This is a genomic window from Streptomyces sp. NPDC056987 (assembly GCF_042673865.1).
Classification (GTDB): domain Bacteria; phylum Actinomycetota; class Actinomycetes; order Streptomycetales; family Streptomycetaceae; genus Streptomyces.
Map to the genome: position 1 here is coordinate 274,744 of NZ_JBHURV010000001.1, position 26,104 is coordinate 300,847.

28 protein-coding genes and 2 pseudogenes are annotated in these 26,104 nt (G+C 68.4%); 19 read left to right on the plus strand and 11 right to left on the minus strand.

Annotated features, from left to right (window positions below; genetic code table 11):
• Window position 1: 1 nt before the first annotated feature.
• Window positions 2-664 (minus strand): TetR family transcriptional regulator, encoded by a 663-nt coding sequence (locus tag ACFTZC_RS01175; protein WP_382885612.1) that lies wholly within the window; start codon window positions 662-664, stop codon window positions 2-4.
• Window positions 665-765: 101 nt separating this feature from the next.
• Between ACFTZC_RS01175 and ACFTZC_RS01180 the strand changes: the two genes are divergently transcribed.
• Window positions 766-1,650 (plus strand): alpha/beta fold hydrolase, encoded by an 885-nt coding sequence (locus ACFTZC_RS01180; protein WP_382885613.1) that lies wholly within the window; start codon window positions 766-768, stop codon window positions 1,648-1,650.
• Between the two features lie 732 nt (window positions 1,651-2,382).
• Entirely contained in the window at window positions 2,383-3,627 is a 1,245-nt protein-coding gene (locus ACFTZC_RS01185; protein ID WP_382885615.1) for an IS256 family transposase, read from the plus strand.
• Between the two features lie 31 nt (window positions 3,628-3,658).
• Here the strand turns inward: ACFTZC_RS01185 and ACFTZC_RS01190 are convergent, their stop codons facing one another.
• Window positions 3,659-4,297 (minus strand): DJ-1/PfpI family protein, encoded by a 639-nt coding sequence (locus ACFTZC_RS01190; RefSeq protein ID WP_382885617.1) that lies wholly within the window; start codon window positions 4,295-4,297, stop codon window positions 3,659-3,661.
• A 181-nt stretch (window positions 4,298-4,478) separates the two neighbouring features.
• On the opposite strand from ACFTZC_RS01190, the gene ACFTZC_RS01195 reads away from it, so the two are divergent.
• Window positions 4,479-4,811 (plus strand): ArsR/SmtB family transcription factor, encoded by a 333-nt coding sequence (locus ACFTZC_RS01195; protein WP_382885619.1) that lies wholly within the window; start codon window positions 4,479-4,481, stop codon window positions 4,809-4,811.
• A 104-nt stretch (window positions 4,812-4,915) separates the two neighbouring features.
• On the opposite strand, the gene ACFTZC_RS01200 is transcribed toward ACFTZC_RS01195, so the two are convergent.
• The gene (locus ACFTZC_RS01200; RefSeq protein ID WP_382885620.1) at window positions 4,916-5,563 is read right to left on the minus strand and encodes a TetR/AcrR family transcriptional regulator C-terminal domain-containing protein; all 648 of its coding nucleotides are present in this window, start codon (window positions 5,561-5,563) and stop codon (window positions 4,916-4,918) included.
• A gap of 109 nt (window positions 5,564-5,672) precedes the next feature.
• Here ACFTZC_RS01200 and ACFTZC_RS01205 point away from each other — a divergent pair, with 109 nt between their 5' ends.
• Window positions 5,673-7,145, plus strand: a complete 1,473-nt coding sequence (locus ACFTZC_RS01205; protein ID WP_382885621.1) for an FAD-dependent monooxygenase — start codon at window positions 5,673-5,675, stop codon at window positions 7,143-7,145.
• 558 nt (window positions 7,146-7,703) lie between these two features.
• On the opposite strand, the gene ACFTZC_RS01210 is transcribed toward ACFTZC_RS01205, so the two are convergent.
• The 4 genes from ACFTZC_RS01210 to ACFTZC_RS01225 form a co-directional block, all read right to left on the minus strand.
• Window positions 7,704-8,768: an aldo/keto reductase gene (locus tag ACFTZC_RS01210; protein ID WP_382885623.1), complete on the minus strand. Its 1,065-nt coding sequence runs from the start codon at window positions 8,766-8,768 to the stop codon at window positions 7,704-7,706.
• Between the two features lie 186 nt (window positions 8,769-8,954).
• The gene (locus tag ACFTZC_RS01215) at window positions 8,955-9,362 is read right to left on the minus strand and encodes an Lrp/AsnC family transcriptional regulator (protein WP_382885625.1); all 408 of its coding nucleotides are present in this window, start codon (window positions 9,360-9,362) and stop codon (window positions 8,955-8,957) included.
• A gap of 188 nt (window positions 9,363-9,550) precedes the next feature.
• Window positions 9,551-10,312: an SDR family oxidoreductase gene (locus ACFTZC_RS01220; RefSeq protein WP_382885627.1), complete on the minus strand. Its 762-nt coding sequence runs from the start codon at window positions 10,310-10,312 to the stop codon at window positions 9,551-9,553.
• Window positions 10,313-10,451: 139 nt separating this feature from the next.
• The gene (locus ACFTZC_RS01225) at window positions 10,452-11,054 is read right to left on the minus strand and encodes a TetR family transcriptional regulator (protein ID WP_382885629.1); all 603 of its coding nucleotides are present in this window, start codon (window positions 11,052-11,054) and stop codon (window positions 10,452-10,454) included.
• Between the two features lie 163 nt (window positions 11,055-11,217).
• Between ACFTZC_RS01225 and ACFTZC_RS01230 the strand changes: the two genes are divergently transcribed.
• Together ACFTZC_RS01230 and ACFTZC_RS01235 are read left to right on the plus strand one after the other, a co-directional pair.
• Window positions 11,218-11,559, plus strand: a complete 342-nt coding sequence (locus ACFTZC_RS01230; protein WP_382885630.1) for a hypothetical protein — start codon at window positions 11,218-11,220, stop codon at window positions 11,557-11,559.
• 272 nt (window positions 11,560-11,831) lie between these two features.
• Window positions 11,832-12,116 (plus strand): DoxX family protein, encoded by a 285-nt coding sequence (locus ACFTZC_RS01235; protein ID WP_382886002.1) that lies wholly within the window; start codon window positions 11,832-11,834, stop codon window positions 12,114-12,116.
• Between the two features lie 265 nt (window positions 12,117-12,381).
• On the opposite strand, the gene ACFTZC_RS01240 is transcribed toward ACFTZC_RS01235, so the two are convergent.
• The gene (locus ACFTZC_RS01240) at window positions 12,382-13,179 is read right to left on the minus strand and encodes an IclR family transcriptional regulator (protein ID WP_382885632.1); all 798 of its coding nucleotides are present in this window, start codon (window positions 13,177-13,179) and stop codon (window positions 12,382-12,384) included.
• A 202-nt stretch (window positions 13,180-13,381) separates the two neighbouring features.
• On the opposite strand from ACFTZC_RS01240, the gene ACFTZC_RS01245 reads away from it, so the two are divergent.
• From ACFTZC_RS01245 to ACFTZC_RS01305, 13 genes and pseudogenes are all read left to right on the plus strand, one after another.
• Window positions 13,382-14,263: a hypothetical protein gene (locus tag ACFTZC_RS01245; protein ID WP_382885634.1), complete on the plus strand. Its 882-nt coding sequence runs from the start codon at window positions 13,382-13,384 to the stop codon at window positions 14,261-14,263.
• 35 nt (window positions 14,264-14,298) lie between these two features.
• The gene (locus ACFTZC_RS01250; RefSeq protein ID WP_382885636.1) at window positions 14,299-15,288 is read left to right on the plus strand and encodes an NAD(P)/FAD-dependent oxidoreductase; all 990 of its coding nucleotides are present in this window, start codon (window positions 14,299-14,301) and stop codon (window positions 15,286-15,288) included.
• Between the two features lie 14 nt (window positions 15,289-15,302).
• Window positions 15,303-15,632 carry a 4Fe-4S binding protein gene (locus ACFTZC_RS01255; RefSeq protein ID WP_382885637.1) on the plus strand — a complete coding sequence of 110 codons (330 nt, stop codon included), beginning with the start codon at window positions 15,303-15,305 and terminating at the stop codon, window positions 15,630-15,632.
• Window positions 15,633-15,636: 4 nt separating this feature from the next.
• On the plus strand, window positions 15,637-16,821 hold the full coding sequence (locus tag ACFTZC_RS01260; RefSeq protein WP_382885639.1) for an FAD-dependent monooxygenase: 1,185 nt from the start codon (window positions 15,637-15,639) through the stop codon (window positions 16,819-16,821).
• Window positions 16,822-16,842: 21 nt separating this feature from the next.
• Window positions 16,843-17,538, plus strand: a complete 696-nt coding sequence (locus tag ACFTZC_RS01265; protein WP_382885641.1) for a class II aldolase/adducin family protein — start codon at window positions 16,843-16,845, stop codon at window positions 17,536-17,538.
• A complete protein-coding gene (locus ACFTZC_RS01270; RefSeq protein ID WP_382885642.1) occupies window positions 17,535-18,623 on the plus strand; it encodes a cupin domain-containing protein in 1,089 nt (362 codons plus the stop codon). The genes ACFTZC_RS01265 and ACFTZC_RS01270 overlap by 4 nt, the downstream gene beginning before the upstream one ends.
• Complete coding sequence (locus tag ACFTZC_RS01275) at window positions 18,620-19,456, plus strand: fumarylacetoacetate hydrolase family protein (protein WP_382885644.1); 837 nt, start codon at window positions 18,620-18,622, stop codon at window positions 19,454-19,456. The genes ACFTZC_RS01270 and ACFTZC_RS01275 overlap by 4 nt, the downstream gene beginning before the upstream one ends.
• Window positions 19,446-20,183 carry a maleylpyruvate isomerase family mycothiol-dependent enzyme gene (locus ACFTZC_RS01280; RefSeq protein WP_382885646.1) on the plus strand — a complete coding sequence of 246 codons (738 nt, stop codon included), beginning with the start codon at window positions 19,446-19,448 and terminating at the stop codon, window positions 20,181-20,183. Before ACFTZC_RS01275 ends, ACFTZC_RS01280 begins: the two co-directional genes overlap by 11 nt.
• Before the next feature lie 55 nt (window positions 20,184-20,238).
• Window positions 20,239-20,889 (plus strand): MBL fold metallo-hydrolase, encoded by a 651-nt coding sequence (locus ACFTZC_RS01285; RefSeq protein ID WP_382885648.1) that lies wholly within the window; start codon window positions 20,239-20,241, stop codon window positions 20,887-20,889.
• Window positions 20,890-21,145: 256 nt separating this feature from the next.
• Window positions 21,146-22,082, plus strand: a pseudogene (locus ACFTZC_RS01290) (ATP-binding cassette domain-containing protein).
• Window positions 22,079-22,799 (plus strand): annotated as a pseudogene (locus ACFTZC_RS01295) (ABC transporter permease). Before ACFTZC_RS01290 ends, ACFTZC_RS01295 begins: the two co-directional pseudogenes overlap by 4 nt.
• Before the next feature lie 93 nt (window positions 22,800-22,892).
• Window positions 22,893-23,759 carry a sensor histidine kinase gene (locus ACFTZC_RS01300; RefSeq protein WP_382885650.1) on the plus strand — a complete coding sequence of 289 codons (867 nt, stop codon included), beginning with the start codon at window positions 22,893-22,895 and terminating at the stop codon, window positions 23,757-23,759.
• A gap of 102 nt (window positions 23,760-23,861) precedes the next feature.
• Window positions 23,862-24,539, plus strand: coding sequence for a response regulator (locus tag ACFTZC_RS01305; protein WP_382885652.1), 678 nt, complete (start codon window positions 23,862-23,864; stop codon window positions 24,537-24,539).
• A gap of 68 nt (window positions 24,540-24,607) precedes the next feature.
• On the opposite strand, the gene ACFTZC_RS01310 is transcribed toward ACFTZC_RS01305, so the two are convergent.
• Genes ACFTZC_RS01310 through ACFTZC_RS01320 form a run of 3 tightly spaced genes read right to left on the minus strand, consistent with a single transcriptional unit; the run spans window position 24,608 to window position 26,072 of the window.
• On the minus strand, window positions 24,608-24,919 hold the full coding sequence (locus ACFTZC_RS01310) for a hypothetical protein (RefSeq protein WP_382885654.1): 312 nt from the start codon (window positions 24,917-24,919) through the stop codon (window positions 24,608-24,610).
• The gene (locus tag ACFTZC_RS01315) at window positions 24,916-25,515 is read right to left on the minus strand and encodes a zinc-binding dehydrogenase (protein WP_382885655.1); all 600 of its coding nucleotides are present in this window, start codon (window positions 25,513-25,515) and stop codon (window positions 24,916-24,918) included. Before ACFTZC_RS01315 ends, ACFTZC_RS01310 begins: the two co-directional genes overlap by 4 nt.
• 2 nt (window positions 25,516-25,517) lie before the next feature.
• The gene (locus ACFTZC_RS01320; protein WP_382885656.1) at window positions 25,518-26,072 is read right to left on the minus strand and encodes an alcohol dehydrogenase catalytic domain-containing protein; all 555 of its coding nucleotides are present in this window, start codon (window positions 26,070-26,072) and stop codon (window positions 25,518-25,520) included.
• Window positions 26,073-26,104: the final 32 nt, after the last annotated feature.

Sequence of the window (26,104 nt, forward strand, 5' to 3'; positions counted from 1 at the left end):
ATTATCCGGCGCTCGGACACGGAGAGGTCGGACCGGCGGCGTGACCGGCGTCGGCTGGTCCGGCATGCCGGGGTTGGACGAGAGGCCGGAGCAGGTCGGCGAGGTGGGTGCTCAGCGCGGAGGGTTCCATCGAGGCAAGGGCGCCTTCGCGGACGATGTACCGGCTGAACGTCACGCCCAGGAGTACCGCCGCGAGCAGGTCGACGCGCGCGTCCACGTCGGGGCCGTCCAGCACGGCGCGGTAGGCCGCGGTGCTGTACTCCTGCATCGCGGAGTACAGCCGGTTGGCGGTCGGGTCGTTGGCCGCGGCGCTACGGATCAGGGCTACGAAGGGATCATCGGAGTCTGCGGCTTCCATGCGTTCCACATAGGCCTGGGCGATCCGTTCGGCCAGCGTGGCGGAGTCACCGGCGAGAGCCGTGTCGAGTTGCTGCGGCCCCGGGATGGCGGCCAGGAACAGCCTTTCCTTCGTACCGAAATGACGCATCACCAGGCCGTGTGTCACCCCGGCTCGGGCTGCGACGCTCCTGATGGTCATGCGGCCGTAACCGTGCTCGTTCAACTCCGCGCGCGCTGCGTTGAGGATCGCCTCTCGGCTTGCCTGCGGGTCGCGTCGGCGGCGCTTGCCGGTGTGCCCTTCGCTGTGCTCGGGTTCTGCGTCCACGAGCTCAGTATACATCTGGTCATTATCGAGGAGCGGTGCTAGCGTCCCTAATGACCAATCGGTTACTTAGGTGCGAGTACACCAGGAGGAAGGGCAGACTCATGGCTCAGTTGCAGGCTTCGGAAATGCGGCGCCTGAAGGGAATGACGCGCCACGGCGTCACCGTTGACGGGCATCGCGTCAACGTTTTCGAAGCGGGTACGGGTCCGGAGGCCATCATGCTGGTACCCGGTATTCCGGACTCGTCCGCCGTGTACCGCGGTCAGATCCCCGGCCTTCTCCGGGCGGGTATCCGGGTGATCGCACCGGATCTGCTCGGACAAGGCGACTCGGACATGCCCGACGGGGTGGAGAACTACACCGTGGCGAAGGACGAGGAACGGCTCTGGGCTGTCGCCGACGCACTCGGAGCTGACACCTTCCATCTCGTCGGGCACGACCGCGGAGCGGCCTCGACCTGGTCGATGGCCGCCCGTCGACCGGACCGGGTGAAGTCCTACGTGGCGTTGTCCGTCGGCCATCCCAGCGCCCGAAAGGCAGCGGGCTACGAGCAGAAGCAGCTCTCGTGGTACATGCTTCGCCTGCTCTTTCCCGACGCCGAGGACTGGCTTCGCAGTGAGGCCGAGGGCGAGGGTGGGGAATGGTCCACCTTCCGTTGGTGGGTGGGCAACCATCCGGAGAGCGACGCCTGGATCCGCGATCTGGAACGCCCCGGCGCGGTCAAGGCCATGCTGAACTTCTACCACGCGAACGTGCACCCGGTGCACGGCCGGATGGCCCCTGTCCCACGTGTATCGGTTCCCGTTCTCGGAATCTGGCCGACGGGTGACATCTACAGCAGTCTGGAGCAGATGGCGCGCTCGGGGGAATGGATCGACGGACCGTGGCGCTTCGAGCGCCTTCAGGGAGCCGGACATTTCCTTCAACTCGATCGGCCGGACGAAGTCACTCGTCTCATCCTGGAACACATCGGAACGTACCGATAGGCAAAGCGTCGAGGCTGTCGTCCCGGGTCCAGGCCGTGCAGGACCTGCCGTAGCGAGGTGAACATACCGCCTTGACGGGCCGGCCGAGGCCCCTGTACTGGTCGTCGGCCCCTCACTGGGCACCACCTGGCACAGGTGGTAAAGACTGTCCAGGGGTGTCCAATGATTGCCTGGGTGAACACTGTCGACCTCTCCGTCAACTTGTTCGGTGATACTCCCGGCCTGCCTCATCGTCGCGCTGCGACCTGGACCCATGCCTCCTCTCTCGGGATCGTGGATGCGATCAAGTCGCGTGGAGATCTGCGGCAGGGCCGGCATGGGAAGCGACGCGAAAGCCAAGCAGGGGAACTTCAGCGTCGGGCAGACCGACGCTGAATCGAGACCGGAAGCTGGAGGAGACGGGGATGCTTGCAGCAAGCTTGAGGGCCTGATCGGGTTCCCTGGAAGCGGGTAATGCTAGCTATGCCGGAATCTGGTGAAGTAAGTAAAAGCAGGTGCTCGTCCAAATAGACGCGCAGGTCGGCGACTGGTGGTCCCCGCGCCCGCGGGGTTGGTCCCCTCTCGCGCAGGATGGATCGTGCCCCTTGTCGTGGTGTAGCCGATCAAGGTTCGGGAGTGCGCGGGCGTCTGCCCGGGGCGCACACCTGATGCAGGTGGCCGCTCCCTGACCAAAGGCGGGCCACCGCGCAACTCTCCTTGCTGGAACGCCAGTTCAAGCCATGGGAGTGCGCGATGGCCCTGTCTCAGTCTGACCTGGTACGGCTGCTGGAGTCACTACGCTCGTCGGACGGAATCGAGCTCGTCCGCAGCGTGGCCGAGAGGATGCTGCAAGAGCTGATCGAGGCCGAGGCAACCGCGCACATCGGCGCCGAGTGGAACGAGCACACCGCCTCACGGACGGCCCTGCGCAACGGGCACCGCGACAAGGTGCTGACCACCCTGGCCGGCGACCTGGACCTGGCGATCCCCAAGGTCCGCACCGGCAGTTTCTTCCCGTCCCTGCTCGAACGCCGTCGCCGCATCGACCAGGCTCTCTACGCCGTCATCATGGACGCGTACGAACCGCTGACCGCCTTCCGCGCTTGCCCCCTGGACCACACCCGCTTCCCCTACGTCTACCTGGACGCGACCTACTGCAAGGTGCGGGTGAACCACCAGATCGTCTTCCAGGCCGTGGTCATCGCCACCGGCATCACCGAGGACGGCGGACGCGAGGCCCTCGGGCTGATGGTCGGCGACAACGAGACCGCAGCGTTCTGGAGGGAGTTCCTGCGCTCCCTGCGCGAACGCGGCCTGACCGGCGTCCGCCTCGTCATCACCGACAACCACTCCGGCCTGGTCGCCGCGGTCCGCAAGGTGATGCTCGGGGCCGCCTGGCAAAGGTACAGGGTTCATTTCCCGCGCAACGTCTTCGGCGTGATCGACAAGGAGTCCGGCGAGATGGTCGCCGCGACGATCCGCACGGTCTTCGGCCAGCCCACCGCCGACCTTGTGCGCACCCAGCCGGACACCGTCGCCGACATGCTCGGCGGCCAGTTCCCCAAGGTCAGGGCCATGCTCCTGGACGCGAAAGAGGACCTGACCGCCTTCGCGGACTTCCCACCACGGCACTGGAAGAAGATCCAGTCCACCAACCCTCTGGAACGGATCAACCGGGAGATCAAGCGTCGCACCGGCGTCGTCCAGGTCTTCCCCAACCCGCCCGCCCTGGAACGGCTGACGACTGCCGTGCTCTGCGAGATGCACGACGAATGGATCGCCTTCCCCCGCCGCTATCTCCCCGAAGGGAGCATGGACAAGCTCTATCCCGAGCTCCCCGAAAGCGCCCCCGCGCTCCCCAACACGCGCTCCCCAACACCACGGACAAGCACGCCAGTTGATCGCCCACACCACGACAAGGGCACGATCGGACAACCTGTCCAAGCCCGTCCCGCGCATGCCGCCCTACCGCTACACTCCCCACCGCCAGGACGTTGACCAGGAGAAATGCAGAAGTCCGGCTGGAGTGCTACCCCTTCGTCTTGAAGATCTCATGGGCCCGAGCAACGACCAGCGGGCCTGCCTTCTCGACCGAGCCCGCGTCGAACGGCGGCTGCGGGTCGTACTCCATGATCAGCTGCATGGCCTCCGCCGTCTCCCGATCGGTGAGCAGCTCGGCCAGGCGGAGCGCCATGTCGATTCCGGATGAGACCCCGGCGGCAGTGATGATCCGCTCGTCGAGATGCTCGATCACCCGTTCCGACGTCGGAACGGCGCCGAGCTCGGTCAGCTTGTCCATGAAGGCCCAGTAGGTGGTGGCCTCAAGGCCAGGGAGCATGCCTGCCGCCGCCAGGATCAGGGACCCTGAGCAGACCGATGTGGTGAAGCGGCTGGTGGTGTGGACCTCGCGCAGCCACTCCAGCAGCACTTCGTCTTCCAGGAAGGAGAGAGCGCCAACCCCTCCAGGCACGATGACCACATCGGGAGTGAGGACCTCGTCGAAGGACCTGTCGGCGGTCATGCCGAGATATCCGTTCTCGGTGCGGACCTCTCCTCGACGGTGCCCCACGAACGTCACGTCAGTGTCGGGAAGCCTCTGCAGCGTCTCGTACGGGCCCACCGCGTCGAGGGCGGTGAAGCGGTCGAAGAGCGCGATGGCAATGTTCATGGGCATTCCTCACATTCGGTTGGGTCGACACTCCGGCAACTCCGGCCATTCCCTCTAAAACCGAGCAGACCTGGATCGGCCGTGGTGACGCACACCATGCTGTACGAAGCACTTCGTAGTACGACGCACCTCGTAGTACGACGCACACCGTACCACTTGGGCGGTGGTTAGGCTTACAGGCATGCGTAGGTTGCCGCACCCCGGGACGGAAGCCGTCCACATCGACACGGTCCTCACCGCGTTGGCCGACCCCCTGCGGCGTCGGATCGTTCGCCAGCTTGCCGCCGGGGACGAAGCGCAGGCATGCGGCGCATTCGACCTACCGGTCACCAAGTCGACCTCGACGCATCACTTCCGCGTACTCCGCGAGGCGGGCATCATCACTCAGCGCTATCACGGCAACAAGATCCTCAATCGGTTGCGCGCTGACGACCTGGAGGACCGCTTTCCCGGCCTGCTGAGGGCCATCTTGCTGGCCGACGGCACGAACCGGCAGGATCCTCCCCAGCTTTGAAGTGAAGCCGAGTGGTGCGGGGCATCACCTCGGTACCGTGAGCGGCGCGAGGTCGGCAGTGCCAGTCGTGGCCGACTGACGCCCCGGCCCGGCCCGGAGGGGCGCTATGCGCCGTTGGGTGCTGCGGTAACCAACCCGGCGATCAGAAGGTCCAGCGCGCGCTCGAAGTCCTCCGCCGGGTCGCTGTCGCCGAGCGCCGTCAGCCGGGCGAAGTGCGGCAGCCAGGCCGGATCCACCACGGGACGGAAGGCTTCCAGCCCGTTGGCGGCGGGTCTTGGCGGGGTGGTGTATTCGGAGGTGGCCAGAGCCAGGGTGCCGAACACCAGACCGTGGACCGCGATGAGTGCCTGCCGAGCCGCCTTGCCGTCGAAGCCGGCCTCGAACAGCGCTTCGAGCACATCCTCCGTCGGGCGCAGGGCCGCCTCCGAGGTGGGGTTGGCCTGATCGCCGACCACGGCCTTGGACACTGACGGGTGGCGGCTGAACTCGCCATACAGGTTGCGGGCGGTGATCCGCAGCCGCTCTGCCCACGGCAGGCCGGGGTCGGCGCGTTCGACGGAGGCGAACACCGCCTCCGCGAGCGCGTCGAGCAGGTCGGTCTTGTTGGCGACGTGGTTGTAGAGCGACATGGCCTCCACGCCGAGCGATTTGGACAGCCTGCGCATGGTGAGCGCTTCGACTCCCTCCGCATCGACCAGAGCCAGTGCGGCGGCAACTACCTTCGCCCGGTTCAGCGGCTCCCGTCGACTCATGCGTCGCCCTCCACTCACGGTTGGTTTCTTGACGAACCTACATCGCACATGCCTTACTTACGCCGTAAGCTTACTGTGTAAGTAAGGGGTTGTCGTGATCGATGTACTGGTGATCGGCGGTGGGCCGGTCGGCCTGTTGCTGGCTGCGGAACTGCGCCTCGGCGGGGCAACTCCGTTGATACTTGAGGCGTCCGACGGCACCGAGCGGCGGACGCGGAGCTTCGGCCAGCGTTCCGTGAACGGGCGCAGCTCTCAGACCCTCGCTCTGCGTGGGCTCACTCCCGCACTCGAAGCCAAGCAGGAAGCCTGGGTCGAACACTTGGCGGCCGCGGGGCAGCGGACGGAGGACGGGGATCAGATCGCGCACGTGCTCAAGATGATGCGCGAAGGCCGCATCGCGGGCCACTTCGGAGGACTTCCGCTGGCGGCCGACGACAGCGGCGCCGACCGTTGCTTCCTGATGAAGCAGCACATGCTGGAACATCTGCTCGCCGACTGGGCGAACGAGCTGGGCGTGCGCATCGAGACGAACTCGCAGGTGGTCGCAGTCCACGACGAGGGCACGTCCGTGGTCGCGGAACTGGCAGACGGGCGGTCGCTACGCGCCGATTATCTAGTGGGCTGTGACGGCGGGCGCAGTACCGTGCGTAAGAGCGCCGGCTTCGCGTTTCCCGGGACGGGGGCGACTATGACGGGGCGAGTCGCGTCAGCCAAACTGGCGGACGAAAGCATGCTCAAGTCCGTCCTGCGCGGCCCCAACGGGCTGGTGAACTGCCTGATGGTGCCGGGGGAGATCACCACTGTCGAGTTCGATGTCACCGGGCCGGCGGACCGTGATGCGCCCATGACTCCCGCCGAACTCGAAGGCAGCATGCTGCGCGCGGGCGGACTTGAGGCGACCGTGGCCCATCTGGACGCCGGTACCCGGTTCAGCGACAACACCCGGCAGGCTGACACCTACCGGCGCGGACGGGTACTGCTGGCCGGCGACGCCGCGCACGTGCACTCGCCCATCGGCGGGCAGGGCCTCAACCTCGGCCTTCAGGATGCTGCGAACCTCGGCTGGAAGCTGGCGCTCGTGGCCACAGACCGTGCTCCGGAGGAACTGCTCGACACCTACACGGCCGAGCGCCACTCCGCTGCCGCCCACGTGCTGCGCAGCACCCTCGCGCAGGTGGCGCTGATGCGGCCGGGCCCCCAGGTCGACGCTCTGCGCGAGGTCCTCACCGAGACACTAGTGATCCCCGAGGTACGTGAGTACTTCGGCACCCTGGTCAGTGGCGCGGATGTGGACTACGCGCCGGAGTCGGAGCAGCCGCTGGTGGGCCGATTCCTGCCGAGCGTGTTCCGGGAGGTGGCCGCGGAGTACATGAGTGATGGACGGTTCCTGCTGCTGGATCTCGTGGGCGACGGGTCGATCGACGCTGCGGTGGACGGTGCCGATCGCGTACGACTCGTACACCGGCCGGTGCCCGACCCCGATGCGGCAGCGCTCCTGGTGCGGCCGGACGGATACGTGGCCTGGGCGGGAGCGGACACCACCGGGCTGCGGGACGCGCTCGACCGGTGGTACGCCGTCTGATCCGTGGCACCGCTGAGAGCATTCCAGAGGGCAGCTGCCGGACCACGTGATCGGGATACGGCGGCCGCTGGTCTTCTGAGTCGGGAATTCTGTTCAGATATGAGGCGAGGCGTTCGAGGATCTCGTTCGCGGTCTTGGTCCCGATACAGGGCCTGGGGTCAGTGTTCCAGGTGCGGGAGGAACCGGTCGGTGTGAAGTGCAGGTGGAACCGAGGGTGGGCCAGCCGCCAGGTTTTGATGGCGGGGCTCTTGTGGGTGGCGTAGTTGTCGAGCACCAAGTGGCCGGCCGGGGCCGCGGGCTCGGACCGCACCGTCGATCACGATCGGGACCACCGAGGCCCCCGCAGCGGCGAGCACGACAGTCTCATCCTGGCCCGGTGACTGTGCCGGACCCGCCTGGGGCAGCACGCTGCCGGTGACCGTGATGTCGCCGTGCGTCGTCCGCGACGGCGTGACGTGCACGAGCGCGTCGCGGACCATAGCGGTGGGCGGTTCCGGCACACTCATCAATACCTTTCCTCCTGGTCGGATGGAACGGTGTGCTCTGCCGTGGTCGTGGTCATGCCCTCTGGGCGTTGTCGTTGACGGGGCGACAGGATGCGCGCCGGTGGTCGGTGACCTGGCGCCACTGGTCGCCGTAGGTGAGGCCGATCATGTCCTCACCGGCCATCACGTCGTGGGGGAAACCCAGGCGAGGTGCGCTGATCTCGTCGAGCCGGTGCAGGGCGTCGTCGTCGAGGGTGACGTCGAGGCTGGCGAGGTTGCCGGTGAGCTGCTGTTCGCTGGTCGCGCCGAGCAGCGGGATGACGGTGCCGGGTCGTGAGCGCAGCCAGGCGAAGGCGACCTGCGCGGGCGTCCACCCTCCGGCCTCGGCGATGTCGACGACCGCGCGCACGATGTGGTCGCTCTGATCTCCGCTGAAGTCCCAGCCGCCGCGGGTGATGCGCCCCTCCGCGCCGTCCAGGTACTTGCCGGTCAGACGCCCCTCTGCCAGCGGCCCCCAGGCGAGGACCGCGAGGTCGAAAGCCTGCGCCATCACCGTCAGCTCCGACTCCACCGACCGGCTGAGCAGGTTGTAGCGCAGCTGCACACCGACGAACGGCGACCAGTCACGCAGCTCGGCGAGCGTGTTCGCCTGCGCAATCTCCCAAGCCGGCCAGTCCGAGACACCGACGTGCAGGACCTTGCCCGCTCGCACCTGGTCATCGAGTGCCCGCATCAGTTCCGGCAGCGGGGTGAGCGTGTCCCGTGCGTGCACCCACAGCACGTCGATGTAGTCCGTGTCCAGACGGCGCAGGCTGGCCTCAAGCGAGGACACGAGGCTCTTGCGGTGGTTGCCCGCGCTGTTCAGGTCGCCGGGCACGGCCTGCATCGTGTACTTCGTGCCGAGCACGAACCGGTCCCTCCGGCCCTTCAACGCTCGGCCGATGATCGACTCCGCCGTCCCGCCGGTGTATGCGTTCGCGGTGTCGATAAAGTTCCCGCCGGCCTCGGCATACAGGTCGAGCAGCCTCGCGCTGGTCTCCGGCGAGGCGCCCCACCCCCAGTCGTCGCCGAACGTCATGGTGCCGAGGGCGAGCTCGGAGACACGGATGCCGGAGCGGCCCAAGAGCGTGTAGCGCATGGATGTCCTTCGTGTTTGACGGTGCTGGTGTCCGCGGGACGAGAGCCTCGCCGCCGCGTTGTCCAGCCTCAGGTGTCGCGTCTTCCTCAACCAGGGTGAAGACTTCCTGGGTGTCATCCACCCAGGAGACCGGCGCGACGGCGTCGTATCGTCGGAGCATGCAGAACAAAGGGCTCGGCGCGTTCCTCAAGGCGCAGCGCGCGAAGGCGCACTCCGACGCGGCCGCCGTCGTCGGCTCCGTTCGTCCCGCGCCTTTCGGTTGCGGGGCTTCATCGAGCAGACGATCTCGGTGCCGCCGGAGATCAGGGCCACGTGGCGGGTATCGGCGCGCTTGGCGAGCGCTTCCGAGAGCTGCTCCGCCACGTCCGGCGAACAGTGCGCCCGTACGATCCAGCTCTGCTGACCGAGACGGTTCTCGTCCGTCATTCCGAGTACGCGTACGTGGGCAACATTGTGAAGCCGTCGGTACCGGCGGGCCACGGTCTGGTCGGAGACGCCGAGGACGGCTGCGATCCGGCTGAAGGGTGCCAGGCCGTCGAGCTGCAAGGCGTGCAGCACCTGCAGATCGAGGCGGTCGAGTACGGGGACGTCCACCAGGCTCCCTTTCTCCTCGGGCGGCGAAGAACGTTGATGTACGCGTATATCTACGGGAGCGGTGACCAGCGGGGTCGGACGACGCGGGGAGGTCGGCGCGGTCATCCGCCGAACAGCCCCGTGCCATCGGGGCGGTGTACGACCGCCGCACCGATGGCCATGGCCTAGCCGACGCGCGGCCGCCGAACTCACATACGGGAAACGGTGGATCCCCCGTCGACCGGTACCACGGCCCCGGTCACGAACCCCGCGTCATCGCCGATGAGCATGGCGATCGCCCGCGCCACGTCCTCCGCCTCGGCGACCCGGCGCAGCGGAGCCCGGTCCGCCAGGTGTCGCTGAAGGGCCTCGGGTATGCCGGCGCTGGCCTCGGTGCGCACGAAGCCCGGTGCGACGACGTTGACGCGTACGCCCAGGGGGCCTGCCTCACAGGCGAGGAATCGCGCGAAGGTGTTCAGGGCGGCCTTCGCCGTTCCGTGGGCCGCCATCCCGGGGGCGGGCGGGCCGTCGGCGACGGTGCTTGAGACGAAGACGATGCTCCCGTGCTGCTGCTCCGCCATCAGACCCAGCGCGCGCTGCGCCAGCGAATAGACGCCGGCCAGCTCGTCGGCCACCTTCGCGTGGAAGTCGGACCAGGGCAGCGAGCCGAGCGGCGTGGGCACGAACGAGGCCGCTGCCGCGTTGCACACCAGAGCGTCCAAGCGCCCGTCGGGAGCGGCCTGTTCGATCAGCGCGGCGGCGTCGTCGGCGGCACGGACGTCCCCGCGCACCGCTATCGCACTGCCCCCGTCCGCTTCGATCTTCGCAACGACCTCGTCGGCCGCGGCACGGTTGGAGTGATAGTTCACCGCGACCCGGAAGCCCGCCGCGGCAAGTCGCAAGGATGTGGCCGCTCCTATGCCTCGACTCCCGCCGGTCACAAGGGCGTTGGGGCGGACAGGGCTTGCCATGGGTACTCCCGCAGATCGATGGAACGTGCACGGGGACGCTACTGAGCCCCGACCCGCTACTCAACTTTGACTTCGGGGCCGACTTCGCGTCTCGTCAGAACCTGGCGGGGGCTCACCGGACGGCGTTGGTGAAAGAATTTCAGGCGAGGTCGCCCGTGAGGTAGCGCTGGATGTTCGGCGCCACGGCCGCGGCGAGCCGGTCGGCCGGCAAGGTCGCGACCGGGTTGATCTTCCATACGTAGCGGGTCATGGCCAGGCCGAGCAGCTGCGTCGAGACGAGCCCGGTCCGCAGCAGTCGCTCCTCTTCCGGGAAGGACGCGGCGACGGTGGGGAGCACGAGGTCCTCGAAGAAGGCGCGCAGGCGCCGCATCGCCAGGGGTTCCTGTGATGCGGTCAGCAGCACCAGGGTGAGGACCTCCGCGTCGGTCGGGTTGTCCCACGCGGCGAGGAAGAAGCCGAGTAGCGCGGCGCCGCGCTCGGGCAACGGGCTCTCGACCGCGGCGGCGAGGGCGGCGGGGAAGTCCTCGGGCAGCGTCAGCGCCGCGTTCAGCAGAGCCTCTTTGCCGCCTGGGAAGTAGTACCGGACGAGCGCCGGGTCCACCCCGGCGTCGCGGGCCACCGAGCGCATCGACGTCGCGGCGAAGCCGTTCTCGGCGAACGAGGTCCGCGCGACCGTCACGATCCTGTCGAACAGCGCGCCACGCTCGTCGCGCGGGCCTTGAGTCCGGCGTTCCTGTTTCACCTTGGAAGTCCCATTTGCGTTGGCGGTCCCGTCGGAGAAGTGTACGATCGAGATAGTTTCCCCATGTGAGGAAATTAGAGGAACGGCGAGGAGGCCGGACAAGGGACAGCAGAAGCGCCGCCGCCCGCAGGCGCAGGACATAGGTCGCATCCTGGGGCAGGGCATGTCCCCCGAGGACTTCATCAAGCTGATGAACCGGACTGAGCTGGACTGTGCGACGCTCGACAAGATCCCGGACGGCGAAGACTTCGTCCTCGTGGCCGACGGACTCGGCGACGAGGCCTACGCGTACGCGGAAGAGCAGTCGGAAGCCGGGCGTCGGGCGACGGAGAGCCGCTACCCGATCCTCGGAACCGAGGGCGCCCAGACGATCTACGGCAAGGTGTCGAGCACCGACAAGGAGTACCACCAGATCCCCGGCAACGTGCACTGCGGCACCAACGAGAACGAAAAAGTCAGCTCGCACGGGGCCGACTGGGTCGTGGACCGGCTCCTGAAGGCCTGACGCGATCGGGTGCGGCTGGCGTGTCCAGCCGCACCCCATCAGTGCCGGATCCCGTCGACGCGGTGCGGGAAGCTGGATCTTCGGCGACCGCATGATGCAACGTAAGTGCCACTGTTCCATATCGTGGAACAGAAGTGGCGCTCTCCCTCGCGCGTCCATGACTCCCCGCCGTCCTGCGGACGAGCCTGCCCCTGGAGGCCCTCGATGTTCATTGCCACCGTCATCGTCAGCTGTGTCCTCGCCTTCGCCATGATCGGCAGCGGCTCGCCAAGCTGACCGGCAACGCCGGCCAGGCCGAGTTGATGAAGCAGGTCGGCTTCCCCGTCGAGCGGATGTGGATGCTCGGCGCGCTCACCGTGGCCGGAGGCCTCGGACTGCTCCTCGGGCTGTTCTGGTGGCCCCTTGGCGTCGCGGCCGCGGCGGGCGGCCTTGCCTGCTTCGCCGGAGCGCTCGGCTTCCACCTGAAGTCCGGACGTGCGGATCAGTCGATGACCGGCGCCATCGCCCTGACGCTCCTGTCCGTTGCGGCCCTCGCGCTGCGCGCTGCGACGGCCTGATCGGCAGCCCGGTCACCACGATGCCCGACCGGTCACCACGATGCCCGACCGGTCACCACGATGCCCGACCGGTCGCCAACGCCCGCAGCTCGCAGCCGGGCCGATCGTGCGATCGCGGTTGAAGTGCCCTGCGGGCAGGGGCGGTTAAGCGTGCGCGGCGATGGAAGAATAGTGAGGGCGCGGTCCACTACGGGCGCGCCCGGAGTCCTCATCGCCGCGCGCTGGGGATCGATAGCCCGAGCGGCGGTGATGTCGCCAGTGATCGTCAGCCGATGCGCTCGCTCAACTCCTTCGCGATACGCGTCACCGTCGCCGCCGCGTCCTGGAGCCACTTCGAGTCTGCCCTGGAGCTGGGCGCCGTGACCGCGAAGGCGGCGCGGGCACGGCCGCGGCGGTCCCTCACGGCTGCCGCCGCCGAACGCACCTCGAGTTCACTTTCGCCGTCGTTGGTCGCGTAGCCGCGCTCGTGGACGGTCTCCAGCTCGGTGCGCAGGACCTCGAGCGTGGTGATCGTCTGTGGTGTGAGTGCCGTCAGCTCGCCGCTCGGATGGAGCGCGGCCAGATCCGCGTCCGGCAGTTCGGCGAGTAGCACCTTACCGATTGCTGTTGCATGCGCCGGCACGGTCCATCCGACACGGCTGCCCGCGCGTACGGCGCGGTTGCTCTCGACGGCGTCCAGATAGACGGCATCGGCTCCCCGCAGACAAGCTAGATGGGCGGTCTCGCCCGTCTCGTCCCGCAGCCGCACCAGGGCATCCCGCGAGATGGCCCGGATGTCGATGCTCGACACGACCGACAGGCCGATGTCGATCAGGGCGGGACCGGGCCGGTAGGCCCGGGAGCCTTCGTCCTGTTCCACGAACTGATGGTGGCCCAGGGTCGCCAGCATGCGGTGCACCGTCGAGCGCGACAGGTTCATGTCGCGTGCCACCTGGTTGACGCGGATCGCTTCGTGATCTTCGAACATGCTCAGCAGGCGCAGCACGTTGTCGACCGCCCCGATCAGTCCCGAGGGGTGTCTTGCCTGGCCTGCCCCGTCGCCGGACGCGTCATCTTCGGTCATGCGGAGCACGTTATCCCAGCGTTTTCCAGCCTTGCCTCGATCGTGAAAACGGGTCACACTGCAGAACAGTGTTCCGCATGATGCGTCATAACTGATGTCCTGGAGGAGCTGCTATGTACCAGCACCTGCGCCTTCCCGCTGTCCCGTCGCCACCGTGTGCCCGCCCTGCGGGTGTGCGTCAGCTGGTTCGCCGGGCATCCTCGTGACTGCCGGGTCCGTCCTGCTGGCCGACCAGGCCGATGTGGGCGTGCTGCGGAGCCGTATCGAGCAGGCTGTACGTCAACTCGCCGCGCAGACAGTGCGGTTCACGTCCAGGAGTGGGCGCGGCGGCCTGGACGAGACCGCCGCCCTCTTCAACGGGACCGCCGATGTCGCGGTCGTGACGCCGACCGCGGCGCTGCGCCTGCTGCACCAGTTCGGTGATCTCCAAGGGCTGTTCGCCTTGGGAGTCGTGCCCCGGCGTGGCTGTCTCGCGGTCGCGGCCGACGCGGCGTTGTCGCTCGACACTGTCGCCGAGCTGGCGCGCCACGCCGGTCACGCGGCGATCGCGACGCCCGCGGACGACGGGGTCGGTCTGGTGGGCTTCGCCGTGCATCGGGCATTGCGTCTGGCCGGCCTGGGTGTCGGCGACATCGGCTTCGTGCACGACGTGGAGCCCGCCGACTGTCTCGACCGGTTCGTCGCGGGCGAGGCCGACGTCGTTATTCACGACCTGATGTCCATGCCGGGATGGGCAGAGGCCACGGCCGCACGCCCGGTGCGATACCTGCCCTGGGGTGACCGGGTCCTGCACGGTTTCGCTCTGCAGGGCTGGCTGCCCCACGTTGCCCGCCCAGGTCAACTCCCGGGGCTTGACGAGGAGTTGACTGCCCTGGACTGCTCTGACTTCGCGGTCCTGTGCCGAGGCGACCTGGACGACGCACTCGCCCGCCTGATCACCGAAGTCCTGATCCGAGGGTGCCGCCCCGCGGACGCAGCGGATGTGGCGCGCACGCCGCTCCCGCTGCATCCGGCGGCCGCCCGTGCCTATGCCGAACTCGTCGCCGACGGTGCGGTCGCCGACGTACCTCTTTGGAGCCGATGATGTCCGAACCCGTCCCGCCGTCCGGGACGCCCTCCGTGCATGAGACTGAACTGCTCATCGTCGGTGCCGGTCCCGCGGGACTGTTCGCCTGCTACTACGCGGGGATGCGCGGGCTCGACGTGACCCTTCTGGACAGCCTGCCCCACCTGGGTGGTCAGGTCGCCGCGCTCTACCCGGACAAGGAGATCTTCGACGTCGCCGGTTTCCCCGCGGTCACCGGCCGCGAACTCGTCGAGAGGCTCACCCGGCAGGCCGAGACAGCCTCACCGACCGTCGTCCTTGGCGAGGGTGCCGTCGACATGACACCGCACGGCGCGGATGCTGTCACCGTCACCACCGACACAGGACGCGTCATCCGCGCGGGCGCCGTGCTGATCACTGCGGGCATCGGGCGCTTCACCCCGAGACCGCTGCCCGCCCTGGACGGTTTCACCGGGGACGGCGTGCATCACCTGGTCGCCCCGCCGCATGAGTACGCCGAGCGCGACGTGGTGATCGTCGGCGGCGGCGACAGCGCCGTCGACTGGGCCAACACCCTTGCCCCGCATGCCCGCCAGGTGACCCTCGTGCACCGGCGCAACCGCTTACGCGCCCACGAACACTCGGTGAGCTTGCTCATGGACTCCCCGGTCCGGATCCTCACCAACAGCGAGATCGCCGACGTACACGGTTCCGACGCCCTCAAGGCCGTGACCGTACGCGACTGCGGAACCCAGGTCATCGAGACCGTCGACACCGACGTCCTGATCCCCGCCCTCGGCCACATTGCCTCGCTGGGACCCCTCACCACCTGGGGACTCACGATCGACAAGCAGCACATCCAGGTGGACACCGCGATGTCCACCGGCCTCGACCGCGTCTACGCCGCCGGAGACATCACCACCTACCCCGGCAAGGTCCGGCTGATGACCGTCGGATTCGGCGAGGCCGCCACCGCCGTCAACAACATCGCCGTACGACTTCGGCCCGACGAAGACCTCTTCCCCGGCCACTCCAGCGAACGCCCGCCGGTACCGACCCCCTGAGAGAGGGACGCCTCATGGGTTACGTGATCAACGACAAATGCGTCAACGAACTCGACGGCTCCTGCGTCGACGTCTGCCCCGTGGACTGCATCTACGAGGGTCTCACCAAGCGCTACATCAACCCCACCGAATGCATCGACTGCGGGGCCTGCCTGCCTGAATGCCCGGTCGACGCCATCGCCACCCCGAAGAAGGCCGACCCCATCTGGCTGAAGGACAACGCCGAGTTCTTCTCGGCTGCCCTGCCAGGCAAGGACGATCCGCTGGACAGCCCCGGCGGCGCCTACGGCACCGGACCCATCGGGGTGGACACCCCCCTCGTCGCCCACTGGACCAAGGAGTAACACCGTGCGTCACATACCACTGCTCACCATCGGAGGCGGCATTGGGGGCATGACGACCGCCCTAGCCCTCGCCCGGGCTGGCTTCGACGCCCATATCGTCGAGCAGGCACCGGAGTTCAGCGAAATCGGCGCGGGCATCCAGCTCGCCCCGAACGCGCTGCGCATCCTCGACTCCCTCGGCGTCCTCGACGCCATCAACGAGGTCGCGGTCCGACCGCGCAACCTGGTCTTCCTGCACGCCGAGACCGGAAAACACCTGACGACCATCGACTTCGGCACCGCGTTCCGCGAGCGCTACGGACAGTCGTACAGCGTGCTGCACCGCGGCGACCTCCTCGACGTCCTGCTCGCCGCCTGCCGCGAGCACCCCAAGGTCACCCTGGAGAACAGCCGCCAGGTCGTCGACATCGAGGAGCAGGGCACCTCCGCGGTCGTTCACTTCGCCGACGGCGAGAGCTACCGCACCGATGCACTGATCGGCGCCGACGGCCTCAAGTCTCGTGCCCGGCAGCTCTTTTCGGACGACACGCCGGTCACGGACGCGTACGTCGCCTACCGCGGCGCGCTCCCCATGAACCAGGTCGACCTGCCCGTCGAGCAGGACGACGAGATCATCTGGATCGGCCCGAACCGGCACCTGGTGCAGTACCCGATCCGGCGCGGCGAGCTCTACAACCAGGTCGCCGTCTTCCGCAGTCCCAGCTACACCCCCGAGGTCGAGCACACCGACCAGTGGGGCGGGCCCGACGAGCTCACCGAAGCCTTCGCCACGTCCTGCGAGCAGGTCCGCGATTCCGTGAAGATGTTCAACACGTCGAGGCGCTGGCCGATGTACGATCGCGAACCTCTGGACAACTGGACCCGCGGCCGCGTCACCCTGCTCGGCGACGCCGCGCACCCCATGTTCCAGTACCTCGCGCAGGGCGCCTGCCAGGCCATCGAGGACGCCGACTGCCTCGCCCGCCAACTGGTCAAGCACAGTGGCGACATCGACGAGGCCTTCGCCGCCTACCAGGCGGAACGCATCCCCCGTACCGCGCTCGTGCAGCGCGTCGCCCGCGGCTGGGGCCAGGTCTGGCACGCCCACAACGACACCCCCGTCTCGGCCCTGCGCGACCGCGTCTTCACCCGCCGCAGTGCCGACGACTTCACCGACCTGGACTGGCTGTACCAGCCGCTCGCCGCATGAGCCGACCCCACAAGGACAGTGATGAAAGAAGAGATCGACGAGACCGTCCGCGCCAGCCGAGCCCTGGCCACCGCCGGTCTGACCGACATGGTGTGGGGACACGCCGCCGTCCGTGACCCCGACAGCGACGGCGTGTGGATGAAGGCCTCCGGCTGGGGCTTCGAAGAGATCGAGAGCGAGCGCGTCCTGCTCGTCAGCCGCGAAGGTAAGGTCCAGCACGGCGAGGGCAAACGGCACATCGAATACCCAATCCACACCGAGATCATGGCCCGGCGCCCGGACGTCGGCTGCGTCGTGCACCTGCATGCGCCCGCCCTGAGCGCCTTCGCCTCGCTCGACGTACCGCTGCGGCCCATCTCCCACGACGGCACCGTCTTCTGCGACCCCCAGATACCGCGCTTCACCAAGACCGGTGCCCTCATCGCCACCGCAGAACTCGGCACGGCGCTCGCCGACACGCTCGGCGACGCACCCGCCTGCCTCATGCCGCAGCACGGCGCCGTCACGGCCGGCCCCGACGCTGGGACCGCCGTGATGTACGCCGTCCTGCTGGAACGTGCCTGTCGTACGCAACTGATGGCCATGGCCGCGGGGGGACCGAAGGTGTGGTCCGACAGCGAAGAGGCCGCCTTCAAGCGCGACCAGATCTGGAATCCCGCCCAGCTCGACGCCGGCTGGAACTACTGGCAGCGGCTCTCGGAGAGGACCGAGCGATGAACCAGTCGCAGACTCAGGCAGCGGACGGAGCCGAACTTTCCGTCGCCGAGAAGCAGTTGTACGAGGACTTCAACCGGTTCGGGCTCATCCCGCTGTGGACCGAGCGCGAAGACCTCATGCCGATGACGCCCGCGCCGCAGGCCGTCCCGCACATCTGGCACTGGGACGACCTGTACCCGCTGGCCGCCCGCGCCGGGGACCTCATCCCCGTCGGGCGCGGCGGCGAGCGGCGCGCCATCTCCGTGTCCAACCCCGGCCTGCCCGGACTCCCGTACGCCACCCCCACCCTGTGGGCCGCCATCCAGTACCTCGGCCCCAACGAGGTCGCTCCCGCCCATCGGCACAGCCAGAACGCCTTCCGCTTCGTCCTCGAAGGCGAAGGCGTGTGGACGGTCGTCGACGGCGACCCGGTGGCCATGCGCCGCGGCGATCTTCTGCTCACCCCGGGATGGCAGTTCCACGGACACCACAACCCGCATCCGAAGCCGATGGCCTGGCTGGACGGCCTGGACATCCCGTTCGTCTCCAACACCGACACCGGCTTCTTCGAGTTCGGTGAGGACGGGGTGAGCGACCGCTCCACCCCGGAACGCTCGCGCTCCGAACGTATCTGGGGCCACGCGGGCCTGCGCCCGCTCGCCGCCACGGACAAGGACACCCCCAACTCGCCGCTCGCTGCCTTCCGTTGGGAGCACACGGACGCCGCGCTGACCGCTCAGCTCGAAGTCGCCGCCGAGGGCCACCCGGGCGTCCTGACGGAACCCGGACACGCCGCCGTGCGCTTCAGCAACCCCACCACGGGAGCCGACGCGCTCAGCACCATCCGCACCGAAATGCACCGCGTCGCCGCCGACCACCGCACCGCGCCCGTCCGCGAGACCGGCTCCAGCGTCTGGCAGGTCTTCGACGGATCCGGCGCGATCACCCTCAACGGCAAGCGCACCGACGTCGTACGCGGCGACGTCATCGCCGTGCCCTCGTGGTGCGAGGTCTCCATCGAGGCCCGCACCGACCTGGACCTCTTCCGGTTCAGCGATGCCCCCATCTTCGAACGCCTCAACCTCGCTCGCAGGGAGTACTCATGAAGCTCGCCACCATCCGTACCTCCACCGGCACGGCCGCCGTCCGCGTCGATGAGACCGAGGCGGTGGAGACCGGCCACCAGGACGTCGGCGCGCTGCTCGCCGAGGACGGCTGGCGCGAGATTGCCGCCAACGCCGACGGCACCCGGCACGCCCTGGACGGACTCGACTACGCGCCTGTCGTCCCGCGCCCGCAGAAGATCTTCTGCGTGGGCCTCAACTACCGTTCCCACATCCTGGAGATGGGCCGCGACCTGCCCCAGTACCCCACGGTCTTCGCGAAGTTCCCGGCGGTCCTGATCGGCGCGTACGACGACATCGTGCTGCCCGCCGCCTCGCAGGCCATGGACTGGGAGGGCGAGATGGCTGTCGTCATCGGGGGACGGGCCCGCAACGCCTTGGTGGAGGAGGCCGCCGGGCTGGTCGCGGGTTACGCGGTCCTCAACGACGTCACCGCCCGCGACTGGCAGTACCGCACCAAGGAGTGGCTGCAGGGCAAGAACTTCGAGGCCACCACGCCGTTCGGCCCGGTCCTCGTGACCTCGGACGAGGCGGGAGCCGGCTCGCGTCAGCTCACCACCGAGGTCGACGGCGTCACCAAGCAGCAGGCCGACACCGGCGACCTGGTCTTCGACGCGGCCGCCCTCGTCTCCTACCTGTCGACGATCATCACCCTGGAGCCCGGCGACGTCATCGCGACCGGCACCCCCGGCGGCGTCGGCCAGGCCCGCGACCCCAAGGAGTACATGGGCGACGGCACGATCCTCACCACCCGCATCGAAGGGCTCGGCGAGTGCCGTAACCAGTGCGTCCAGGAGAAGCCGCATGACGCGTGAGCCCGCGCCGGTACCGCGGCTGCTCGATTGGCTCGCAGTGGGCACGCGCCTGCTGAACACCCAGCTCGGCAGGGTCGACGAGGCATGGGTGGCCGGTCCGAACACCCTGCCCGGGTGGCGCAACGCCCACCTGCTCACCCACCTGGCGCGCAACGCCGACGCCCTCACCAACCTGGTCACCTGGTCCGCCACCGGCGTCGAGACCCCGATGTACCCGCACGGCACCGAAGGGCGCCTGCGGGACATCGACGAGGGCGCACGGCGGACGGCGCAAGTGATCCTCCAGGACGTGAAGGACAGCGCTGTCCGTCTTCAACAGGCCCTGGATGAACTGCCGGTCATGGCCTGGGGCCGTACGGTGCGCACCGCTCAGGGGCGCCTCGTGGCGGCCTCTCTCATTCCTTGGCTGCGGATCCGCGAGGTGTGGATCCACCTCGTGGACCTCGGCACGGGCGTCACTTTTGACGCCCTGCCCGAGGACCTGGCAGAGGCACTGCTGCCCGACGTGGTCGCCACGCTCGCCGGGCGCGACGGCTGCCCGGCGCTCATAGTGCGTGACCAGCCAGGCGGGCTGCCCCTGACGACCAGGCCGACCGAACCGGTCGGCTCTGCGGCCGAAGTGAAGGGCCCCACGGCAGAGTTGATTGGCTGGCTCACCGGACGTACCGCCGGAGACGGCCTCACCTGCTCGCCTCCGGGCCTGCCCGCACTGCCCGCGTGGCTGTGACGCGGACGGCGAAGCCGACCAACCATCACCCTTGATGACGTACATGGAGCACACCATGAAGATCACTCACTACGGACACTCCTGTGTCCTGGTCGAGATCGAGCGGGAGGGCCACACCGCCCGCCTGCTCTTCGACCCCGGCACGTACTCGACCGGCTTCGAGAGCCTGCACGATCTCGACGCCGTACTCATTACCCACGAGCACCCTGACCACGTCGACATCGGGCGCTTGGGACCGTTGCTCGAAGCGAACCCGGCGGCCCGGGTGATCGCGGACCCGGGAAGCACCAAGCAGCTGGGAGACGCAGGGCTGCGGCACGAGACCGTCGGCAAGGGCGACTCCGTCACCATTGCTGGAGTGCCGATCCAAGTCCTGGCCGGCGACCACGCGGTCATTCATCCTCAACTGCCGTGCGTCCACAACAACGGCTACCTCGTGGACGAACGCCTCCTCCACCCCGGTGACGCCTTCGTTGTCCCGCAGCCACCCGTGGATGTGCTGCTGTTGCCGACCGGGGGACCGTGGATGAAGGCGAGCGAGGCGATCGACTATCTGCGGACGGCAGCGCCCCGCATCGCGATCCCTGTCCACCAGGCGGGCCTCGCCACCGTCCATCAGCAGTTGCACCAGCAGCTGTTCCGGAATCTGGCCCCGGAGAAGTGCACGGTCCAAGTTCTCGATCACGGGACGACGACTGCTGTCTGACGCCGCTTGGTCGGCAATGTCACCTGGGTAGTAGCAGGCCAAGGACGGGCAGGACGGCTGGGGTGGAGCGCTCCGGCCGTCCTGCCCGGCGTGTGCTCAGGGGCCGGCTGTTGTTCTCCGCGATGCACGTAGTACCGCGGTACGACGCTCTCACGACGATTCGGACCGCGGTACCACAAGGTCGGCAACGTACGGACCGTAGCTTTCCCAGCGAGCGCCGGGACCGTCCGGCGCCGGAAGCCGAGGAACCAACGCGATGATCGAGGCACATCACCTGACGAAGAGGTACGGAGAGAAGACCGCCGTCGACCGGCTGGACTTCGTCGTACGGCCGGGGACCGTCACCGGCTTTCTCGGGCCGAACGGCGCGGGCAAGTCCACGACCATGCGGTGATCGTGGGGCTGGACGCCCCGACGAGCGGCTCCGTGTCGGTGGGAGGCCGCGCCTATGACCGGCACCTCGCCCCCTCCAGGAAGTCGGCGCGCTGCTGGAGGCGAAGTCGATCCACCCGGGACGCTCCGCGTTCCAGCATCTCCACGCGCTCGCGCTGACACATGGGATTCCGCGCCGCAGAGTGGACGAGGTCATAGATCTCGCTGGTCTGGGCAGTGTGGCAAAGAAGCGTGCCGGGGCATTCTCGCTCGGCATGGGGCAGCGCCTGGGCATCGCGGCGGCCCTGCTGGGCGACCCGCAGACGGTCATGCTGGACGAACCCGTCAACGGCCTCGATCCCGAAAGTGTGTTGTGGATCCGCAATCTGCTGACGGACCACGCGGCAGAGGGGCGCACGGTGTTCGTGTCGTCCCACCTGATGAGCGAGATGGCACTGGTGGCGGAGCACCTGATCATCGTGGGCCGGGGCCGGATGCGGGCCGACACCACCGTGCAGGACCTCGTGCGCGAGGCGGGCGGAGACACCGTGCACGTGGTGACGCAGGATCCGGCACGACTGCGAGAAGCCCTCGCGGGTCCGGACGTCGAGATCACGGGACGACCCGGCTCCGAGGAATTGCAGGTTCGCGGAGCGAGCGCACGGGAGATCGGGCTCAAGGCAGCGGCGCAGGGCATCCCGCTGTTCGAGCTGAGCCAGAAGACAGTGCCGCTGGAGGAGGCGTTCATGGAACTCACCCGGGATGCAGTGGAGTTCCACGGCACCACCACCGGCATCGAGACCCCCGGGAGCGTTGCATGAGCACCACTGTCGCTGTCGACACCGAGATTCCGCGTCCCGCACCCGTCCCGCGTCCCGTCTACCGGGTGACCGGTCTTCGCGTGCTGCGCTCGGAGTGGGCCAAACCGTGGTCCCTGCGCTCGACATGGATCACGCTGGGGCTGGGCCTGGTCTTCCTGGTCGTGGTCGGGTTGATCGCCTCGACGCAGTACAAGTCGCAGGTCGATTCCGGAAAGCCCATCGACGGCGACTTCGCCGACGCGACGGCCGTGAGCCTGGCCCTGGTCCAAGTCCGCCGTGTTCGGGGCGATCGCGCTCGTGGTGGGGACGGTCGGCGCCTTTGCCACGTTCCTGTTCGCCAAGGGCATCGTCGACGGCACGGGCGCGGCTCGGGGCTTCTCGGACGCGGGCGTCGTACGAAGCCTCTTCGGCGCGGGACTCTGCCTCGCCCTCGTCGGGGTCATGGGCGCTGCGCTGGGCGCGCTGTTGCGCTCGGTGGCGGGTGGTATTTCCGTGCTGGTCGCCGCCCTCATGCTGATCCCCGGACTGATGTCGCTGCTGCCCAGTTCATGGCAGGACACCATCAGCCCGTACCTGCCCGGCAACGCGGGCGAGGCCATGTTCGCCCTGACCCACGACTCCACGATGCTGTCGCCCGGCGCCGGGCTGCTGGTTTTCCTCGGTTGGGCGGTGCTCGCCCTGGGCGGGGCTGCGTTCCGTCTCGTACGCACCGTCTGATGGCCTGCGCGACGAGCCGATGATGGTGTTTGTGACCACCGACGACATCACCGGCATGGGCCCGGTCATCGCCCGTGGGCGCTGGATGTCGCGGTGGCCGTGCTGGTTGTCGCCGTGTTCTGTGTGCCCGACCTCATCAACGGGGGCGCCGTCGACGGCGACGCCCCCCGAACGGTCCGGGCTGCGTTCACCGAGCTGCCCGTGCCGGGGATGCTCGCGTTGCAGAGCGGGCTCGTGCTGCCACTGGTGTGGCGCCGCCGCCGGCCATGGCTTGTGTTCACCATCATCTTTGCGTTCTTTGTCGTCCAATGGGCCCTCGGCGCCGTACTGCGCGCAGATGTCGCCTTGATCATCGCCCTGCCCAACCTGGCGCTACGCGGGCGGATACGCCAACTGCCGTGGGCCTGCGGGGCCGTGCTGGGCGCGATGGTGCTCGTCACGCTGCGGGTGAGCACGGTCATCTCGGCATGGTTCGCATTGTTCTTCCTCCTCAGCGCCCCGACCGCCGCCCTCGCGCTCGGCTTCGCCATGCGGATCCGACGGGCGCAACTCGCCGGGTTGCGGGAGCGAGCGGCTCGGCTGGAGACCGAACGCGACCAGCGCAGCAGGCTGGCGGTCGCCGTGGAGCGTGCCCGGGTGGCTCGCGAGATGCATGACGTCGTCGGCCACAACTTGTCCGTCGTGATCACCTTCGCAGACGCGGGCGCGTACGCGACGGACGTCACCCCTCACCGCAGCAAGGAAGCCCTCGTGCTCATCGGCGATACCGGTCGCCAGGCACTGGACGAGCTGCGACGTGTGCTCGGCCTGCTACGCGACACCCGCGAGGGGCACAGCAACGAGGTCGAGCTCAGCCCTCAGCCCGGAATCACCGACATCGACGAGCTGTGCGACGGTGTACGCGCTGCCGGACTGGACGTCGTCTATCGAAGAGGGGCATGGACTGGTGGGAATGCGTGAGCGAGCCGCTTTCTACGGAGGGAGCCTGACAGCAGGGCCCGCGCCCGGCGGAGGATGGACGGTCGAGGTCGCTCTCGATCTCAATCCTCATGGCGGTATGGCATGACCACTGTGCTCATCGTCGTCGACCATGACCTCCAACGCTTCGGCTTCCGCGTACTGCTTGAGTCCGTTCCCGAGACCGAGGTGGTCGGCGAGGCCACGCATGGGGCCGACGCCGTCCGCAAGGCCGCTGTATTGCGGCCCGACGTCGTACTCATGGACGTACATATGCCCGGCATGGACGGCATGGACGGCATCGAGGCTACGCGGCGCATCATCGCCTCCGGCGGACGCTCTCGCGTCCTCGTTCTGACCACCTTCGACCTGGACGAATACGCTCACGCTGCGCGCCGCGCCGGTGCCAGCGGCTTCCTCCTCAAGGACGCCCGTCCCGAAGAACTGCTCGCCGGCATCCGAGCCGTCGCATCCGGGGACGCGGTGATCGCCCCTGCGCTCACCCGCCGCCTGCTGGACGAGTTCACCCAGCACCTGCCCTCTGCTGCCAAGGACCCAGCCGCGGACCCGAGACTGGGTTCTCTCACCGAGCGCGAGCGCGAGATCCTCCTCGCCATAGGCAGGGACTGGACCAACACCGAAATCGCCGACCGCCTCGTCGTGTCCGAATCCACGGTCAAAACGCACGTCGGCCGTGTCTTGGCCAAGATCGGGGCCCGAGACCGAGTGCAGGCAGTGATCTCCGCCTACGACATCGGCCTCGCCCGGCCCAACTCCGACTGAGCTGATCGTCCACCGAATAGTGGTGACGGGAGGGGCGTTGTCAGACACCGCCCCTCCCGTCACATCGTTCAGGCCTTCGGTCCTTCGGCCGCCCGGGGGCGGTTGGAGCCGCCCCCGGGCCGACCAGTTAGCGAGTGAGGGCCCGCATCATGCCGGTCGGCCATCTCGTGCAGCGCGCGGGCCCGCAGTTCGCGGTCGCGTGCCCCACCGGTCTCCCTGAAAGCGCGCCGTGCCGCGTCGATCGCCGCCCGCGCGGTCACCGCGCCGGCGTCGGCGAAGGTGCCGATGAGCTGACCGGTCGCGGGGGCATGTGCGTCGCGGACCGCGTGACCGTCGGTCCACTGGCCACCGATGAGATTGCGTGCGTACGGGAGGCTCATGCGCTCGCGCCCTCCTGCGGGTTCTGGAGATCCTGTCCGTCGAAGCGGATCACGGGCTTGATGGTGCGGCCGGAGCGGGCGTCGGCCACAGCCTGGTCGAGTGCGTCCGGGGCGTAGAAGCGCACGAACTTCTCGTACGGGAGCCGCCTTGGCGCGCGAGGCGGACCAGCGAGGATGAACGTGCCCCGGTCGCTGCTGCCCTCGGCCACCCCGCGGATCGTGCGCCCGTCGATGAGGGAGTTGATGTCGAACGAGGCGCGGCTGCCCGCTGCCGGGGCGCCGATCACGGCGACGGACCCGTACGTCGTGAGAGCGGTCGCGGCCAGTTCCAGGAGGGCCGGGACACCGGTCGTCTCCACGATGTACGTGAATCCGGTGCCGCCGGACAGCTCCGAGAGACGCTTGCCGAGGTCTTCGTTTCTGCTGTCGATGGTGTGCGTGGCGCCCAGCTCGGCGGCCAGAGCCAGACGGGAGGGGACGAGGTCGGCGACGACGATGTCCACGGCTCCGCTCATGCGCGCGGCCATGACGGCGGACAGCCCGACGGCCCCGGCGCCAAACACCGCGACCGAGTCACCGGGCGTGGGCTGCAGCACGTTCAGGATGGCGCCGGCCCCCGTCTGGATGCCGCAGCCGATCGGTGCGAGCCGGGACAGCTCCTCGTCATCGGCGGCGTCGACGCGTACGACGCTCTGGGCGGAGACGAGCGCGTGCCATGCCAGGGAGGACTGGCCGAAGAAGAGACCGCCGAGCGGCGATCCGTCCTCGGTGTGGATGGAGGTGGAACCGTCGGCACGCGCGGCACCGAAGTTGCTGGGGAAGTACGTGCCGCACCGGGGGGGCTCCGGTACGGCAATGGGCGCACTGTCCCCTGTCTACAGGAGTTGAAGGAGAGGACGACCTTGTCGCCAGGGACGACGCCCACAACATCGGCGCCGACGGCCTCGACGACGCCCGCTCCCTCGTGGCCGAGGACGGCGGGGAGCGGGGTGGGCAGGCGGCCGGCGAGCACGGAGAGGTCGGTGTGGCACAGGCCGGTGGCGACGAGGCGCACCAGGACCTCGTCGGCGCGCGGGTCGTCGAGCACGACGCGCTCCCAGCAGAACGTGTCCTCTCCGACCCGCGCCACGGCGGCAGTTGTGGGTGTGGGCACGGGGCCTCATTTCTCGGTGGGAAGGGCTGGAG